The organism is Seohaeicola saemankumensis (assembly GCF_021021435.1).
Classification (GTDB): Bacteria; Pseudomonadota; Alphaproteobacteria; order Rhodobacterales; family Rhodobacteraceae; genus Seohaeicola.
The window spans coordinates 232,087-246,820 of sequence record NZ_JAINWI010000013.1; the positions used below are offsets into that span (position 1 = coordinate 232,087).

The 14,734-nt window shown below is 61.5% G+C and carries 12 protein-coding genes; 6 read left to right on the top strand and 6 right to left on the bottom strand.

The window, feature by feature from the left end; all coding sequences use genetic code 11:
- Both K7H22_RS12295 and K7H22_RS12300 read left to right on the top strand, forming a co-directional pair.
- Nucleotides 1-1,188: an acyl-CoA dehydrogenase family protein gene (locus tag K7H22_RS12295; RefSeq protein ID WP_230801141.1), complete on the top strand. Its 1,188-nt coding sequence runs from the start codon at nt 1-3 to the stop codon at nt 1,186-1,188.
- Between the two features lie 3 nt (nt 1,189-1,191).
- Nucleotides 1,192-2,265, top strand: a complete 1,074-nt coding sequence (locus tag K7H22_RS12300) for an acyl-CoA dehydrogenase family protein (RefSeq protein ID WP_230801142.1) — start codon at nt 1,192-1,194, stop codon at nt 2,263-2,265.
- A gap of 738 nt (nt 2,266-3,003) precedes the next feature.
- On the opposite strand, the gene K7H22_RS12305 is transcribed toward K7H22_RS12300, so the two are convergent.
- Nucleotides 3,004-3,642 carry a GcrA family cell cycle regulator gene (locus K7H22_RS12305; RefSeq protein ID WP_230801143.1) on the bottom strand — a complete coding sequence of 213 codons (639 nt, stop codon included), beginning with the start codon at nt 3,640-3,642 and terminating at the stop codon, nt 3,004-3,006.
- 237 nt (nt 3,643-3,879) lie between these two features.
- Between K7H22_RS12305 and K7H22_RS12310 the strand changes: the two genes are divergently transcribed.
- Nucleotides 3,880-4,683 (top strand): ABC transporter permease, encoded by an 804-nt coding sequence (locus K7H22_RS12310; RefSeq protein WP_230801144.1) that lies wholly within the window; start codon nt 3,880-3,882, stop codon nt 4,681-4,683.
- Nucleotides 4,684-4,687: 4 nt separating this feature from the next.
- Here the strand turns inward: K7H22_RS12310 and K7H22_RS12315 are convergent, their stop codons facing one another.
- The gene (locus K7H22_RS12315; protein WP_230801145.1) at nt 4,688-5,608 is read right to left on the bottom strand and encodes a DMT family transporter; all 921 of its coding nucleotides are present in this window, start codon (nt 5,606-5,608) and stop codon (nt 4,688-4,690) included.
- A gap of 317 nt (nt 5,609-5,925) precedes the next feature.
- On the opposite strand from K7H22_RS12315, the gene K7H22_RS12320 reads away from it, so the two are divergent.
- Together K7H22_RS12320 and argF are read left to right on the top strand one after the other, a co-directional pair.
- Complete coding sequence (locus K7H22_RS12320) at nt 5,926-7,107, top strand: aspartate aminotransferase family protein (RefSeq protein WP_230801146.1); 1,182 nt, start codon at nt 5,926-5,928, stop codon at nt 7,105-7,107.
- A gap of 94 nt (nt 7,108-7,201) precedes the next feature.
- Complete coding sequence (gene argF, locus K7H22_RS12325) at nt 7,202-8,128, top strand: ornithine carbamoyltransferase (RefSeq protein ID WP_230801185.1); 927 nt, start codon at nt 7,202-7,204, stop codon at nt 8,126-8,128.
- A gap of 36 nt (nt 8,129-8,164) precedes the next feature.
- Here the strand turns inward: argF and K7H22_RS12330 are convergent, their stop codons facing one another.
- The 3 genes from K7H22_RS12330 to hrpB form a co-directional block, all read right to left on the bottom strand.
- Nucleotides 8,165-9,640 carry an inorganic phosphate transporter gene (locus tag K7H22_RS12330; protein ID WP_230801147.1) on the bottom strand — a complete coding sequence of 492 codons (1,476 nt, stop codon included), beginning with the start codon at nt 9,638-9,640 and terminating at the stop codon, nt 8,165-8,167.
- Between the two features lie 120 nt (nt 9,641-9,760).
- On the bottom strand, nt 9,761-10,219 hold the full coding sequence (locus tag K7H22_RS12335; protein WP_230801148.1) for an NUDIX hydrolase: 459 nt from the start codon (nt 10,217-10,219) through the stop codon (nt 9,761-9,763).
- Nucleotides 10,220-10,324: 105 nt separating this feature from the next.
- Nucleotides 10,325-12,787: an ATP-dependent helicase HrpB gene (hrpB, locus tag K7H22_RS12340; protein WP_230801149.1), complete on the bottom strand. Its 2,463-nt coding sequence runs from the start codon at nt 12,785-12,787 to the stop codon at nt 10,325-10,327.
- Nucleotides 12,788-12,885: 98 nt separating this feature from the next.
- Between hrpB and meaB the strand changes: the two genes are divergently transcribed.
- A complete protein-coding gene (gene meaB / locus K7H22_RS12345; protein WP_230801150.1) occupies nt 12,886-13,869 on the top strand; it encodes a methylmalonyl Co-A mutase-associated GTPase MeaB in 984 nt (327 codons plus the stop codon).
- 18 nt (nt 13,870-13,887) lie between these two features.
- Here meaB and K7H22_RS12350 read toward each other — a convergent pair whose 3' ends face one another.
- Nucleotides 13,888-14,718, bottom strand: coding sequence for a 3-keto-5-aminohexanoate cleavage protein (locus K7H22_RS12350; protein ID WP_230801151.1), 831 nt, complete (start codon nt 14,716-14,718; stop codon nt 13,888-13,890).
- Nucleotides 14,719-14,734 lie beyond the last annotated feature (16 nt).

Sequence of the window (14,734 nt, forward strand, 5' to 3'; positions counted from 1 at the left end):
ATGGACCTGAGTTTTTCCGCAGAAGACAATGCCTTTCGTGAAGAGGTGCGTAGCTATCTGGCCGAGAATCTGCCCAAGCAGATTTCCGACGCTGTGCGTAACGGTACCGAACAGACCAAGGAAATGGCCGAGGAATGGCATGCCATCCTGAACCGCAAGGGCTGGCTTGCGACCACATGGGGCGTCGAATTCGGCGGGCCCGGCTGGACGCCGGTGCAAAAACATATCTTCGAGGAAGAATGCTGCCGTGCCTATGCCCCGCGTATCGTTCCATTCGGGCTGAACATGCTGGGGCCTGTGCTGCAGGCCTTCGGCTCCAAGGAACAGCAGGACTACTATCTGCCGCGCATCCTTGATGGCACCGATTGGTGGTGTCAGGGCTATTCCGAACCGGGTGCCGGATCGGACCTTGCCAGCCTGAAAACCCGCGCCGTGCGGGATGGTGACGAATATGTCATCAACGGCCAGAAAACATGGACCACGCTGGGCCAGCACGCCAACAAGATTTTCTGCCTTTGCCGCACCGATCCCGAAGCAAAGCAGCAGGAAGGTATCAGCTTTATCCTTGTGGACTTGGACACACCCGGAATCGAGATGCGCCCGATCCGCCTGATCGAGGGCGGGCATGAGGTGAACGAAGTGTTCTTCACCGATGTCCGCGTCCCCGTCACGAACCTTGTGGGCGAGGAAAACAAAGGCTGGACCATCGCTAAATTCTTGCTGACGCATGAGCGCACGGGTATCGCGGGTGTTGGCTTTTCCATGCAGTCGCTGGAAGAAGTCAAGGCGCTGGCGCGCAAGATCCGGCGCGGCGGTCGTCCTCTGATCCAAGACCCTCTGTTTGCCGCGCGCATCGCACAGGCCGAAATCGACCTTGAGGCGATGAAGATCACCAACCTGCGGATGCTTTTCAAGGCGCAGCAGCAGGGCGCTCCGGGGCCGGAGACCTCGATCCTCAAGATCAAGGGCACGGTGATCCATCAGGAACTCAAGGACCTTGCGCGCCGCGCGCTTGGCCCTGTCGCGGCACCCTTTCCCGGCTCGATTACCGATGGCAATATCATGTTCGGGCCGGAAGGCACGTCCAACAACGCTGCGCGCTATTTCAATAACCGCAAGACCTCGATCTTCGGCGGTTCCAACGAAATTCAGCGCAATATCCTGACCAAAACCATGCTGGAGCTTTAACCGATGGATTTCAATCTGACCGAAGACCGCCGGATGCTGCAGGACAGCCTGACCCGCTATCTGGGCGACAAGTACCCCGTCGATCACCGGAACAAGGTGGCCTATGCGCTGCCCTGCCATGATCCCGCGAAATGGACCGAAATGGCCGAACTGGGCGCTTTGTTTGCGCTGGCGCCCGAGGATGCAGGCGGGTTCGGCGGCACCGGATTTGATCTGATGGTCGTGTTCGAGGCATTGGGTCGCGCGCTGAACCCCGAACCGATGCTGGGGGCCGCCATGGCCAGCCGCCTGATGACCAAGGCAGGTGCCGATCAGGAGGCGCTGCTGTCCGGCGCTATGAAATACGCCGTTGCCGTGGGCGAGGTTGAAGCCCCCTACGAGCTGGACCAGATCGCCTGTACAGCCACTGCCAAAGGCGACGGTCATGTGCTGTCGGGGCGCAAATCCTCGGTCTATGGCGGGCAGGCGGCGGATGTGATCCTTGTTGCTGCCATGTTGGACGGCAAGCCTGCGCTTTTCGAGGTGCAAGCCAGCGACGCGCAGATTGCAGGTTATCCGATGATGGATGGCGGCGGCGCTGCCGAGGTGTTACTGGACGACACGCCCGCCAAACTGCTGCTGGCCGATGCGTCGGACGCTTTGAGCGATGCGCTGAATGCAGGAGCCTTGGCCTTGTGTGCCGAGGCCGTCGGCGTGATGGAAGTGACCCATGATATCACGCTGGATTATCTGCGGACACGCAAACAGTTCGGCGTGCCCATCGGCAAGTTCCAGGTGCTGCAACACCGCGCCGTGGACATGCTGACCGAGATCGAACAGTCCCGCTCCATCACGATCAAAGCGGCGTCCGAGTTGGAGGGCCCAGATGCTTCGCGCTTTGTGTCCATGGCGAAAAACCTAATCGGCCGCGCGGCCCGTCTGGTGGCCGAGGAATCGATCCAGATGCACGGCGGTATCGCGATGACATGGGAATACCCCGTCTCGCATTATGCCAAGCGTCTGGTCATGCTGGACGCGCAGTTGGGCGACACCGACTACCATCTGTCGCGCGTGATGGCAGGGCTACAGGCGGCTTGAACGGTTTGCAGCGCTGAAACGACAAAGGGCACCTCGTCAGGTGCCCTTTTGATTTTTGCGACCCCCGCGCGGGATCAAGGCGCGGCGGCACGAACTAATGTTCAAAGACTGGCCAACAACAAACTGCCCAGAACAACCGTCGCATCGCCTCCCCGCGTGTCGGCGACCGCGCGTCTTGGTTCCAAAGTTGGGTTGGAGGCCATCAGAAACATTCAGGCATGCCGCTGCATGAAAGGTCTTTTTGCAGTGGCACTAATGCTGCCGTCCCCTTTGCCGCAGTGCAAAGTTCAAGTGTTGCTCACCGAAGCTTCCGTTCAAACGAAATACCGTAGGATGTGGTCGTAGCCCACACAAACCAATGCTATACCTCTGCTGAAATGTGGCTTTTCCAGAAGAAACGTATCCTGCGCAGACCCATCTATGAAAATCAGTGGGTGTAAACGAGTCTGCCAGCGCGAACGTCCGCTCAAGTGCCTAACAGATTGCTAAAGCTGCGATCACGGACAGCTATTGTGCAGACGCAGCAAACGTCCGTTCCGTCCGCACAACAACCGACTAATCATCCAGAAAATTTACGCCAGCCACGCCTAAGTAGCTGCAGGTTAACCCATGCAAGCAGCCCTAAACCCTCGGTCTAAGCCCACACCACGACCCGAAACCGTAAAAAAAATCCCTAACGCGTCCCGCCAACTCATAAAAAAGTAACCCCAAAATATCCCTTCGAGGGACATTACCGGATTACCGCTTGCGATCACGCCGCGAGGACATCGGCTGGAACGCGACGCCCACATGGGCCTCGCAATAGGGTTTGCCTGCCTGCGTGGGCAGGCCGCAGAACCAAAAATCCTCGGTCGCGGGATCGCCTACGGGCCATTTGCAGGTCCGCTCCGTCAACTCCATCAGCGTCAGGCGGCGGGCTTTCTTCTCGATCTCCGAGACTTTGGCCAGCGCTTCGGGGCTGATTTCATTCGCGGAAGGCTGCGGCGGCAGAGGCTGTCCTGCAGGGATAATGGCCTTGCGCGTATGCGGGACGGTCACCGGACGGGTATCAACTTCGTCCTCCTCATCGTCCTCGGGCGTCATATCCGCCTCGACAGGTCGCGGCGCTGGCTTGGCGGCCGGCTTGGACTTGGCCTCTGCGGGCTTGGGCACAGGTTTGGCCTTGGCCTCGGGCTTGGCTGCGGCAGATGCCGGTGCGGCCGTGGCAGCACCCGAGGCAGGGGCAGCGCCCGCACGGTTGGACAGACCCAGACGATGGACCTTGCCGATCACGGCGTTGCGCGTCACGCCGCCGAGTTCCTTGGCGATCTGGCTGGCCGATTGGCCATCGCCCCACATTTTCTTCAACAACTCGACGCGCTCATCGGTCCAGGACATGGTCTTTCCTTACCCAAAAGGCGGCCCGCAATGTCCGGGGCCGCCCTGTCATCTTTGAGCGTCCTATTCTAAACAACCCTTGCCGAGTTACAAGGTGCCGAATCACACCTGACGCGGAGTTCCCGCAGGCGGGAGGGGTGCTTTCCGCTTTCATTCCCATCCTTCCTGAACTGCAGGATGGGTCACAGATGCGTTTCGTGGCCGTAACAACAGGTCGCAGCAACAGGAGAATCAGACATGCGTCAGACACTCGACATGGGAAGCCGCCGCTTTGGTCGGGTCAACTGGCTGGGGCTTTATACGTTGGCCCTGCGCGAGGTGATGCGTTTTGTATCCGTCTGGACGCAAACCCTGCTGGCGCCGCTGGTCACTGCCGGACTTTTTCTGGTGATTTTCAGCATCGCCATCGGTCCCGCGCGCGGGGATGTTCTGGGCGTTGCCTTCACGGCCTTTATCGCGCCGGGTATCCTGATGATGACGGTGATCCAGAATGCTTTTGCCAATACATCCTCTTCCATCGTGATCTCGAAAGTGCAGGGCAATATTGTCGATACGCTGATGCCGCCGCTATCCGCGGGCGAATTGGTTGTGGGCTATCTTGCTGGTGGCATGGCTCGCGGTCTGGCTGTCGCGCTGGCGATCGGGCTGGGTATTCTTCTGGTGCTGGGGGTGGGGATCGCCTATCCGCTCTGGGCGCTGGTCTTTGTGCTGCTGGGGTCCGCGATGATGGGGGCCGTCGGCATTGTAGCAGGCGTTTTCGCCAATAAATTCGATCAGATGGCAGCGATCACCAATTTCATCGTCACGCCTTTTGCTTTCCTGTCTGGCACTTTCTATTCTGCTGAGGCTCTGCCGCCCGTGCTTTACGAAATCACCCATGTGAACCCTGTTTTCTACTTGATTGACGGGGTGCGTTTCGGCGTGTTGGGGGTCTCGGACAGTTCGCCATGGCTGGGTCTGGCTGTCTGCAGCGTGACGACCGCCGTGGTTTGCCTGGTGGCCTGGTCGATGTTCCGCACCGGCTATCGCCTCAAGGCATGACCCGTCAGGGGGCAGCGCCCGCGCTTGGCGGCACGGCCGGTTTGCTCCGGCCAAGCCGCGCTTCGCGCCATGCCAGCAGCCCTGCGCCGGACAGGATCACACAGGCCCCCAGAACCGATATGACATCGGGCCGCGCCCCGAAGATGACCGCGTCATAGAGTGCCGCAAAAATCAGCGTGGCATAGCTGAACGGTGCGACGAAACTGGCATCGGCACGGGCCATCGCATTGATGAAGAACGTCTGCGCCATGGCCATCAGCCCCCCGATTGCGGCAAGGGCGGCCCATTGTTGTGCTGTGGGCATGGTCCAGACGGGCAGCACGGCAAGGCTTGCAATGCCAACGCCGATGGCATTGTTGATCAGCAAAATCTGGAATGGCGCCTCGCGCCCTGCCAGTTTCTTGATAAAAATCACCTCAAGCCCCATCGACACCGCAGCGGCCAGCGCCAGCAAGGCCGCAGGTTGGAAGCTGTCAGGCGTCGGTCGCAGCAGAATCATCGCGCCCAGCATCGCGATCAAGGCTGCAGACCAGCGGATGCGTCCCACACGCTCACCCAGCAAGGGGATGGCGAGCATCATCGCAAAAACGGGATTGAGAAAGCTGATTGCCGTGGCATCGCCCAGCGGGATGAAAGCGACAGCCGCGAACATGAGCGTCACACCGCCCCAGCCGAACAGAGTACGCCCGAGATGCAATCCGATGGCGGGTTTTTCGATCCGTGGCCGCATGATCGCGGCCACACTTGCGAAGAGCAGGAATGCAAAGACAAACCGTCCATGGCTGATCTGCAAAGGATGCAGTGGCGCTCCAAGATGCCCCGCCCCGATAGCCTTGGCCAGCAAGGTTGTGGATGCGATGAATGCTGTCGCGGCCAGCATGAGCGCAATGGCAAGGGGCGGATTGAGGGTGCGGGCAATGAACATCGGCAATCTATGGGGCTGCGCCCGGGTGCAGACAAGGGCAGGGCGGATATTTTGTCTTGGCGCGCCGCCTGAATAGGCGTAACAAGCGGGCATGAGCATGAACCGCATCCTGACTGTCACGATCCGACGCCGACGCAACCGCGTCTGACGTCCCGCCCGTTTTTGCCCCCGCGCTACGGCGCAACCCTCCTGAAAATTCGCCCTCGACTGGCTATGGTTGTCAAAAATTGCGTCAACCGCTGCCATTTCGTCGAGATTGTTGACTTGAGGCTCCTCGTATTGCACTCACAGAGCCTTGCCAGATAAGGAAGATCGCCATGATCCCGTCCATTTTGCCAACCTATAACCGCGCAGCGCTTCAGTTCGTGAAGGGCGAGGGCAGCTGGTTGATCGAGGCGGACGGACGACGCTTTCTGGATATGGGCGCAGGGATTGCCGTGAATGCGTTGGGCCATGCCCATCCCGCACTGGTGGCCGCACTGACCGAACAGGCGGGCAAGCTGTGGCATGTCTCGAACCTCTACCGGATCCCCGAGCAGCAGGACCTGGCGGACAGGCTTGTTGCTGCGACCTTTGCGGATACGGTTTTCTTTACCAATTCCGGCACGGAAAGCTGCGAACTGGCGGTCAAGATGGCGCGCAAATACTGGTATGACATAGGCCAGCCCGACCGGACCGATATCATCACCTTCAACGGCTCTTTCCATGGCCGCTCATCCGCAGGCATTGCGGCTGCAGGATCCGAAAAAATGGTCAAGGGCTTCGGCCCTCTGCTGCCTGGTTTTGTCCATCTGGACTGGGGCGATCATGATGCCTTGCATGCGGCGATCAATGACCGCACCGCGGCCATCCTGATCGAGCCTGTTCAGGGCGAGGGTGGTATACGCCCGCTGCCCGATCACTGCCTGAAAGGTTTGCGCGCCTTGTGCGACGAGACCGGCACGCTGCTGATCCTTGACGAGGTGCAATGCGGGATGGGCAGGACAGGCCGGCTATTTGCCCATGAATGGGCAGGAGTTGATCCCGATATCATGATGGTCGCCAAAGGGATCGGCGGGGGCTTTCCCCTGGGGGCGGTGCTGGCTACTGAAAATGCGGCATCCGGCATGACGGCAGGGACACATGGCTCTACCTATGGCGGCAACCCGCTGGCCTGTGCCGTGGGATCTGCCGTGATGGAGGTTCTGACCGCCCCCGGATTTCTGGACGATGTGCGCGCCCGCGCGGGGGACTTGCGCCAGAAGCTTGAGGGGCTGGTTGCCGCGCATCCGGACGTCTTTATCGGTGTGCGTGGATCGGGCCTGATGCTTGGTCTGGTGTGCAAACCGTCAAACCTTGATGTCGTCGCGGCGTGCTATGCAGAGCAACTGATCACGGTCCCTGCGGGTGACAACGTGATTCGCCTGCTTCCACCGCTCAATATCTCGGACAGGGATATCGCCGAAGCGGTGAACCGCCTTGATCGTGCCGCCACAACGCTCGAGGCGAAATCGAGCTGAGTTTCTTTTTGCCATAAATATCCCGGGGGATTGTCGAACGCAGTTCGACAAGGGGGGCTGGCCCCCCGCTCTCCGGCTTCAGGAACAGATGACCATGCCGCATTTTCTGGATATCAACAAAACCACACCCGAGGCGTTGCGCCATATGATCGACAACGCCCGCGCGATCAAGGATGCCCGCGCAGGGCGCCCCAAGGGCATGGCCGATGACGACCAGCCGCTAGCCGGCCATATGGTGGCGCTTATCTTCGAGAAACCCTCGACACGGACACGGGTATCCTTTGACGTGGGCGTGCGCCAGATGGGGGGGCAGACTATGGTGCTGTCCGGTGCCGATATGCAGTTGGGCCATGGCGAAACCATCGCCGACACGGCCCGCGTTCTGTCGCGCTATGTCGATCTGATCATGATCCGCACCTTCGAGGAGGCGACGTTGCTGGAAATGGCGGAACATGCCACGGTGCCTGTGATCAACGGGCTGACCAACCGCACCCATCCCTGCCAGATTATGGCGGACCTTATGACATTCGAAGAGCACCGCGGCCCGATCAAGGGGCGCAAGGTCGTGTGGTCAGGGGATGGCAACAATGTCTTTGCCAGCTTCGCCCATGCCGCCGGACAATTCGGTTTCGATCTGGTTTTCACAGGCCCGCCGCCGCTGGACCCCGAACAGGTGTTCATCGACGAGGCGCGTGCCAAAGGTGTGAATGTCACGATCGAACGCGACCCTTACAAGGCTGTGGAAGGTGCCGATCTGGTGGTCACAGATACCTGGGTCAGCATGCATGATCCACAATCCGCGCGCGAGCGGCGGCACAACCAGTTGCGCGCCTATCAGGTGAACGAGGCGCTGTTGGCCCGCGCCAAGCCGGATGCGCTGTTCATGCATTGCCTGCCCGCCCATCGCGACGACGAGGCAACCAGCGCTGTCATGGATGGTCCGCATTCAGTGATTTTCGACGAGGCTGAAAACCGTCTGCACGCCCAAAAAGCCGTCATGCGCTGGTGTCTCGACGTCTGACCTTCCCGGCGCCGGCCCAAGGGTTGGTGCCGGTGATCAGGTCTCGATCAGGGATAGCAGCAGGAATATGCCTGCAGACAGGGATGCCGCGGCAGGAACCGTGACGACCCATGCCGCGATGATGGTCAGGAAATGCGAGCGGCGCACCAGTTTGCGGCGGCGGCGTTCCTCGGGGGCGATGCGTTTTGCCTCGGGGGGAACGTGGCTGCCGTTTTTCAAGCGCCGGTCATGATCCCATTCGCGGAAGAAGCCCACGCCAAAGACGGCCCCCACAGCGATATGGGTGGAACTGACAGGCAGGCCCAGCCAACTGGCTAGAATGACTGTGATCGCAGCAGACAAAGACACACAATAGGCGCGCATCGGGTTCAGCTTGGTGATCTGGCTTCCGACCATGCGGATCAGCTTGGGTCCGAACAGGAACAAGCCGAACGAGATGCCGAAGGCGCCGATCACCATGACCCATGTCGGGATGGTGACGCGGTCCGAGGCGCCGCCATCCTCGATCGCATGTACAATAGCGGCCAGAGGTCCGACGGCATTGGCAACGTCATTGGCGCCATGGGCGAAGGATAGCAGCGCCGCCGAAAAGACCAGAGGCAGGCCGAACAGGGTCTTTAGCGATTTGTTGCGGTTCTCCATCCCCTCGGACTGTCGCTTGATCAGAGGCACACAGAGGGCATAGCAGCCCAGTCCGATACCCAGCCCGACCAGCAGAGCCACGCCCATGTCGATCTTGATGATCTTGTTCAGCCCTTTCAGGGCCAGATAGGTGCCGAAGGTTCCCGCCATGATCCCCAGCAGGATCGGCACCCATGTCCGCGCCGCTGCGATCTTGTCTTCGCGGTAGATGATCCGCGACTTGATCAGCGCCAGAAAGCCTGCTGCGATCACCCCGCCCAGAACGGGGGACACAACCCAACTTGCCGCAATGGCCCCCATGCTCGGCCAGTTCACGGCGGCAAAACCAGCGGCCATGATGCCAGCGCCCATCACGCCACCGACGACGGAATGGGTGGTCGATACCGGCGCGCCGATCCATGTTGCCAGATTGACCCAAAGCGCGGACGAGATCAGCGCGGCCATCATGGCCCAGATAAAGATACGCGTATCGGCGATGCCCGCAGGGTCGATAATGCCGCGCGAGATGGTCGACACGACATCGCCACCGGCCAGCAATGCGCCCGCACTTTCAAAAATGGCCGCAATCAGGATTGCGCCGCCCATGGTCAGGGCATTGGCGCCGACCGCAGGACCCATGTTGTTGGCTACATCATTGGCACCGATATTCAGCGCCATGTAGGCCCCGAAAACCGCAGCAGCGACAACGACAAGGTTCAGGTCGGCTGTGCCCATCAGAAGGGCAGCCGAAAGCCCCGCAAACACGATGAAAGCCAGTGCGATTCCGGGACCGACCAGTGGTCTGCCGACATAGGCCGTGGCATATTCGACCCGCGAGATGCGGTTCAGGTCCTTGTCCAGCGTGGCCCAGCTTTTGCCGGTCTCTGACATGTGCAGGCACCTTCATCGGGGGGCCGCATCCACGGGGGCGGGCCGTTGACTTACCGCCACGGCCCTAGAGCGGATCGGCTCCCGCTTCAAGCAGGCTGTCGTGAAATTGTGATGAAACTGTTACAATTGCTGCAGGATGTCCTGCAGGCCGGGTTCATCTACAAGGCCTGCCGCCTCGGAAGGTGACAGCCAGCGGCGGTTGCGTTCTTCCACTTCGGGGTAGCTGTCCATCAGTTTGACATCCTCGACAGCGTAGACTTTGACCTCGACACTCACCGGAACGCCACCTTCCAGCCGCTTGTCATAATCATAGCTTCCCAACGGAACCTCGGTGATGGTGCCGGTTTTGACGCCAGCCTCTTCCCAAGCTTCCTGCAAAGCTGCGCCGGGGGCTGTCAGACCGTCGATCGGCCAGCCTTTCGGCAAGATCCAGCGTCCGGTATCGCGCGAGGTGATCAGCAGGACTTCGCGTCCGGCATCCGTGTCCCGCAGACATAGAGCCGCCACCTGCAACCGCTTCGGGCGGGATAGAAGCGGTTGGACCATTCCGGTCCATGCGGCCTTGAGTTGGTTCATCATCTGGGTAGTCCTGCGCCTGTCCGGTTCTGATCCGGTTTTTCTTTGTTTTTCCTTTATAAACGGCTTTGTAGAAAAACGCAAAGCAAGCGTGGGAATGCTCGCGCGTCATGTGCCGCGCGGCTTGGCTCTCAGGGTGGGGTCGGCCTCTCGCGGGTTTTCCGGCCAAGGGTGACGCGGATAACGGCCCCGCATATCGCGGCGCACATCGGCGTAGGAGCTGTCCCAGAAGCCCGGAATATCCATCGTCACCTGCACCGGACGTTGTCCGGGTGACAGCAACGTCACGCGCAGTGGTTGACCCGCGACCATCGGATGAGTTGTTTGGCCGAACATCTCTTGCAGGCGCAGCTCGATCGCGGGAACCTCGCCGTCATAGTCGATGGGGATGCGTCGGCCCAAAGGCGTAGTGAAATATGCGGAGACAGCGCGGTCCAGTGCCTGCATCGCGTCCCAGTCCAGCATGGCGCGCAGGGGCGGCAGAAGGTCGAATGCCTTCCAGTCCGCTGCGGTCCGTACACCTTGCAGATGGGGCAGAAGCCAGCCTTCCAGTTTGTCCATCAGTGTCGCATCCGTCATGTCCGGCAGGTCCAGCCCGCCTTTGCGGCCAAGGCTTACACGGGCGCGAAAGCGCTGCGCGGCGGGCGACGGCGCAAGGCCAAGCGCGCGGATACCGTCCAGCATAGCGCGGGCGACCAGATCGGGCGGCGCTTCCGACCAGATACGGTCATCCAGTACCAAAGCGCCCAAACGCTCCTGCTTGCGGGCGACAACGCGCTTTTCGCGTTGCGACCATTCGCACAGATCACACCAAGCAATCTGATCGGAAAACAGGCCGCGCAGAGCGCTTTCGGAAATGGCTGTGGCCTGCCGGATCTTTGCCTCGCGCGGGTTGCCGTCCAGATCGGTGGCCACGATCAGCCGCGCACCGGCCAGCGGGTCGTGATCGTCCAGAACCGCGCCCTTGCCGCCAGACAGCAGAAACCGCGCAGCATCACCCTTGCGGCGTTGCCCGATCCTGTCAGGATAGGCTAAAGCGGCCATTTCAGCAGGGCCGAGCCGTCCTGCCTGGCCCGCGCCGGTTCCCGAAGCAAGGCGTTGCGCCTCGGCTTTGATCCGCTCGACGGCAGGGCGGTTTGCGGGATGCGGGCGGGTCTCGTTATAGCGGCGTAAGTCTGCAACCGCTTCCAGCCGCAGCGCCAATTCCACCGGCGCGCCGCGGGACAGGGGATCGCGGTCTGCCAGCAGGGCGGACAGAGGGGCCGCCTGTTTGCCCGCAACGGCCAGCATATGCGCCAGTCGCGGGTGCAGCGGGAGCGCAACAAGACTCCGGCCATGTGCGGTGATGTGGTTGGCCTTGTCCAAAGCCCCCAGCATCCGCAGCAGGGCCTGCGCCTCGGCATAGCTGCCCGCGTTGGGGGGGGTCAGAAACGCCAGTTGGTCAGGCGTAGCTCCCCATAGGGCAAGGTCCAATGCAAGACCGGACAGATCTGCAGCCTCGATCTCGGCAGGGGGATAGGCGGCCAAAGCCCCTTCCTCGCCCCGCGTCCAGAGACGGTAGCAGCTTCCGGGGGCAACACGTCCCGCACGGCCGGCACGCTGGGCGGCTTCGGCACGGGTCACGCGTTCGGTCACCAGCCGCGACATGCCTGCTCCGGGGTCGAACCGCGCACGGCGGGCGCGCCCTGCGTCGACGACCACGCGGATATCCTCGATCGTGAGAGAAGTTTCTGCGATGGAGGTGGCCAGCACGATCTTGCGTGCCTCGCCCTTGGCCACTGGCGCAATTGCGGCGCGCTGGGCCGCGAAATCCATCGCCCCGAAAAGCGGACGGATCACTGAACCGGCGGGCAAGCGCTTGCCCAGCAGGGATCCCACGCGGCGGATTTCACCTTCGCCCGGCAGGAATACCAGAACGCCGCCTTCGGTTTCGGCAAGGGCTTGCAGCACCAGATCTGCGCTGGCCTCTTCCAGCCTTGCGGTTTTGGGCAAGGGCGCTGTCAGCCAGCGCAGATCGACCTGAAAACTGCGCCCTTCGGATGTGATGACCGGCACGGCCTCGCCCATCAGCGCGGCTACGGGTTCGGCATCCAGCGTGGCTGACATGGCCAGCAGAATCAGATCATCGCGGAGCGCGCCTGCTATTTCCAGACAAAGCGCCAGCCCCAGATCGGCATTCAGGGACCGTTCGTGAAATTCGTCAAAGATCACCGCACCGATACCGACCAGTGCCGGATCGGACTGGATCATGCGGGTCAGGATACCTTCGGTCACCACTTCGATGCGGGTGTGCGGGCTAGTCTTGCTGTCGCCCCTGATCCGGTAGCCGACGGTTTGCCCCACGGCTTCACCCAGCGTTTCGGCCATGCGTTCAGCCGCAGCACGGGCCGCAAGGCGGCGTGGTTCCAGCATCAGGATGCGGCCTTGGGTCAATCCCGCCTCAAGCATCGCCAATGGCACCACGGTGGTTTTGCCCGCGCCGGGTGGGGCTTGCAGGACGGCGCGCCCATGCGTCTGGAGGGCCGCGATCAGCGGGTCCAGCGCATCATGGATGGGAAGGGTGGTCTGCATGCTGCCTTATCGGGGATTTCCGTCGTCCCGTCCATCGCCTGACTGGACAGGCCTCGCCCGCCAAGGCATGAAGACCGGACCAGACGAAGGACAGACCGATGGACATGACCGAGCTTGCCGCGCGTATCATGGCGCAGGATCGCCGCGCGCTGGCCCGTGCGATCACGCTTGTCGAAAGCAGCCGCGCCGATCACCGCGAACAGACGACGGAACTGATCGAGATATTGCGCGCAGGCTCGGACAAGCAGGCGCTCAGGATCGGGCTGTCCGGCACGCCCGGGGTCGGGAAATCGACGTTCATCGAAAGCTTCGGATTGATGCTGCTGGGCGAGGGTCTGCGTGTCGCTGTTCTGGCGGTTGATCCAAGCTCGGCGCGCTCGGGCGGTTCGATCCTTGGTGACAAGACGCGGATGGAACATCTTAGCCGCGAGCCGAACGCCTTTATCCGTCCATCGCCTGCAAGGTCGCATCTGGGCGGCGTTGCGCGCCGCACGCGGGAGGCCGTGGCTTTGTGCGAGGCCGCGGGCTTTGATCTGGTGTTGATTGAAACCGTGGGTGTCGGCCAGTCGGAAACCGTTGTGGCGGAAATGTCCGACCTGTTTTTGCTATTGCTGGCCCCTGCGGGGGGCGACGAATTGCAGGGCGTCAAGCGCGGCATTATGGAGATGGCCGACCTGATTCTTGTTAACAAAGCCGATGGCGATCTGAAACCGGCGGCGCAGCGGACCTGTGCTGATTACGCCGGTGCCTTGCGCCTGCTACGCAAGCGGCCGCAAGATCCGGAAGGCTATCCCAAGGCAATGACCGTGTCGGCCCTGCAGGTCGAGGGCCTGGGCGTCGCATGGTCCGAGATGCAAAAGCTGGTCGCGTGGCGGCGCGAGACGGGGCATTTTGACGGCCGCCGTGCGGCGCAGGCTGAATACTGGTTCGGGCAGGAAGTCCGGCAGGGTCTGTTGGCACAGCTTGACGAACCGGAGCCGCGCGAACGGATGCAAACGCTGGGGCACGATGTGGCGCTGGGGCGGATCACAGCGACCGCAGCCGCGCTTGTCATGCTGGAGGAATTGCGCGCGCATCGCTGACGCGCGCAATCTTTTGTATCACATTGCCCGCAGGCCAAGGATCTTGCGTGCCTTTGCAGGGGTGGCCACGGGGCGCTCGTATTTCTCGCACAGATCGGCAACACGCTTGACCAGCGCGGCATTGGACGGCGCCAGATTGTCGCGATCCAGCCGGATGTTATCCTCTAGCCCCGCGCGGGCATGGCCGCCTGCGGCCACCACCCATTCGTTCAGGACGATCTGCCCCGGCCCGATCCCTGCTGCGCACCATTCGGCATCGGGCAAAAGGCGCTCGACCGTCTTGATGTAGAAGTCGAAGGTCTCGCGGTCCACGGGCATCGCGTTTTTCACACCCATGACAAACTGCACGTAGAGCGGCGCTTTCAGCCGACCATCGCGGGCCATTTTCGCCGCCTGATGGATATGGCTGAGGTCGAAACACTCGATCTCGGGTTTCACATCATGTTTCACCATCTCGGCAGCCAGCCAGTCGATCAGATCTGGCGGGTTCTCGTAGACGCGGCTGGGGAAGTTGTTCGACCCGACTGAAAGCGAGGCCATATCGGGTCTCAGTGGCAGCATGCCGCCCCGTGTCTGGCCTGCCCCCGACCGCCCGCCGGTCGAGAACTGGATGATCATACCGGGGCAATGCTTTTCCAGACCTTCCTTGAGGCGTGCGAATTTCTCGGGGTCGGAAGACGGCGTGCCGTCATCGTTGCGGACATGCGCGTGGCAGATTGTGGCGCCTGCCTCGTAAGCTTCCTGTGTGCTTTCAACCTGCTCCGCCACCGTGATCGGTACTGCGGGGTTATCGGCCTTGGTTGGCACCGAGCCTGTGATAGCGACGCAGATGATGCAAGGTTTGGTCATGGTCAGGACTTTCCAG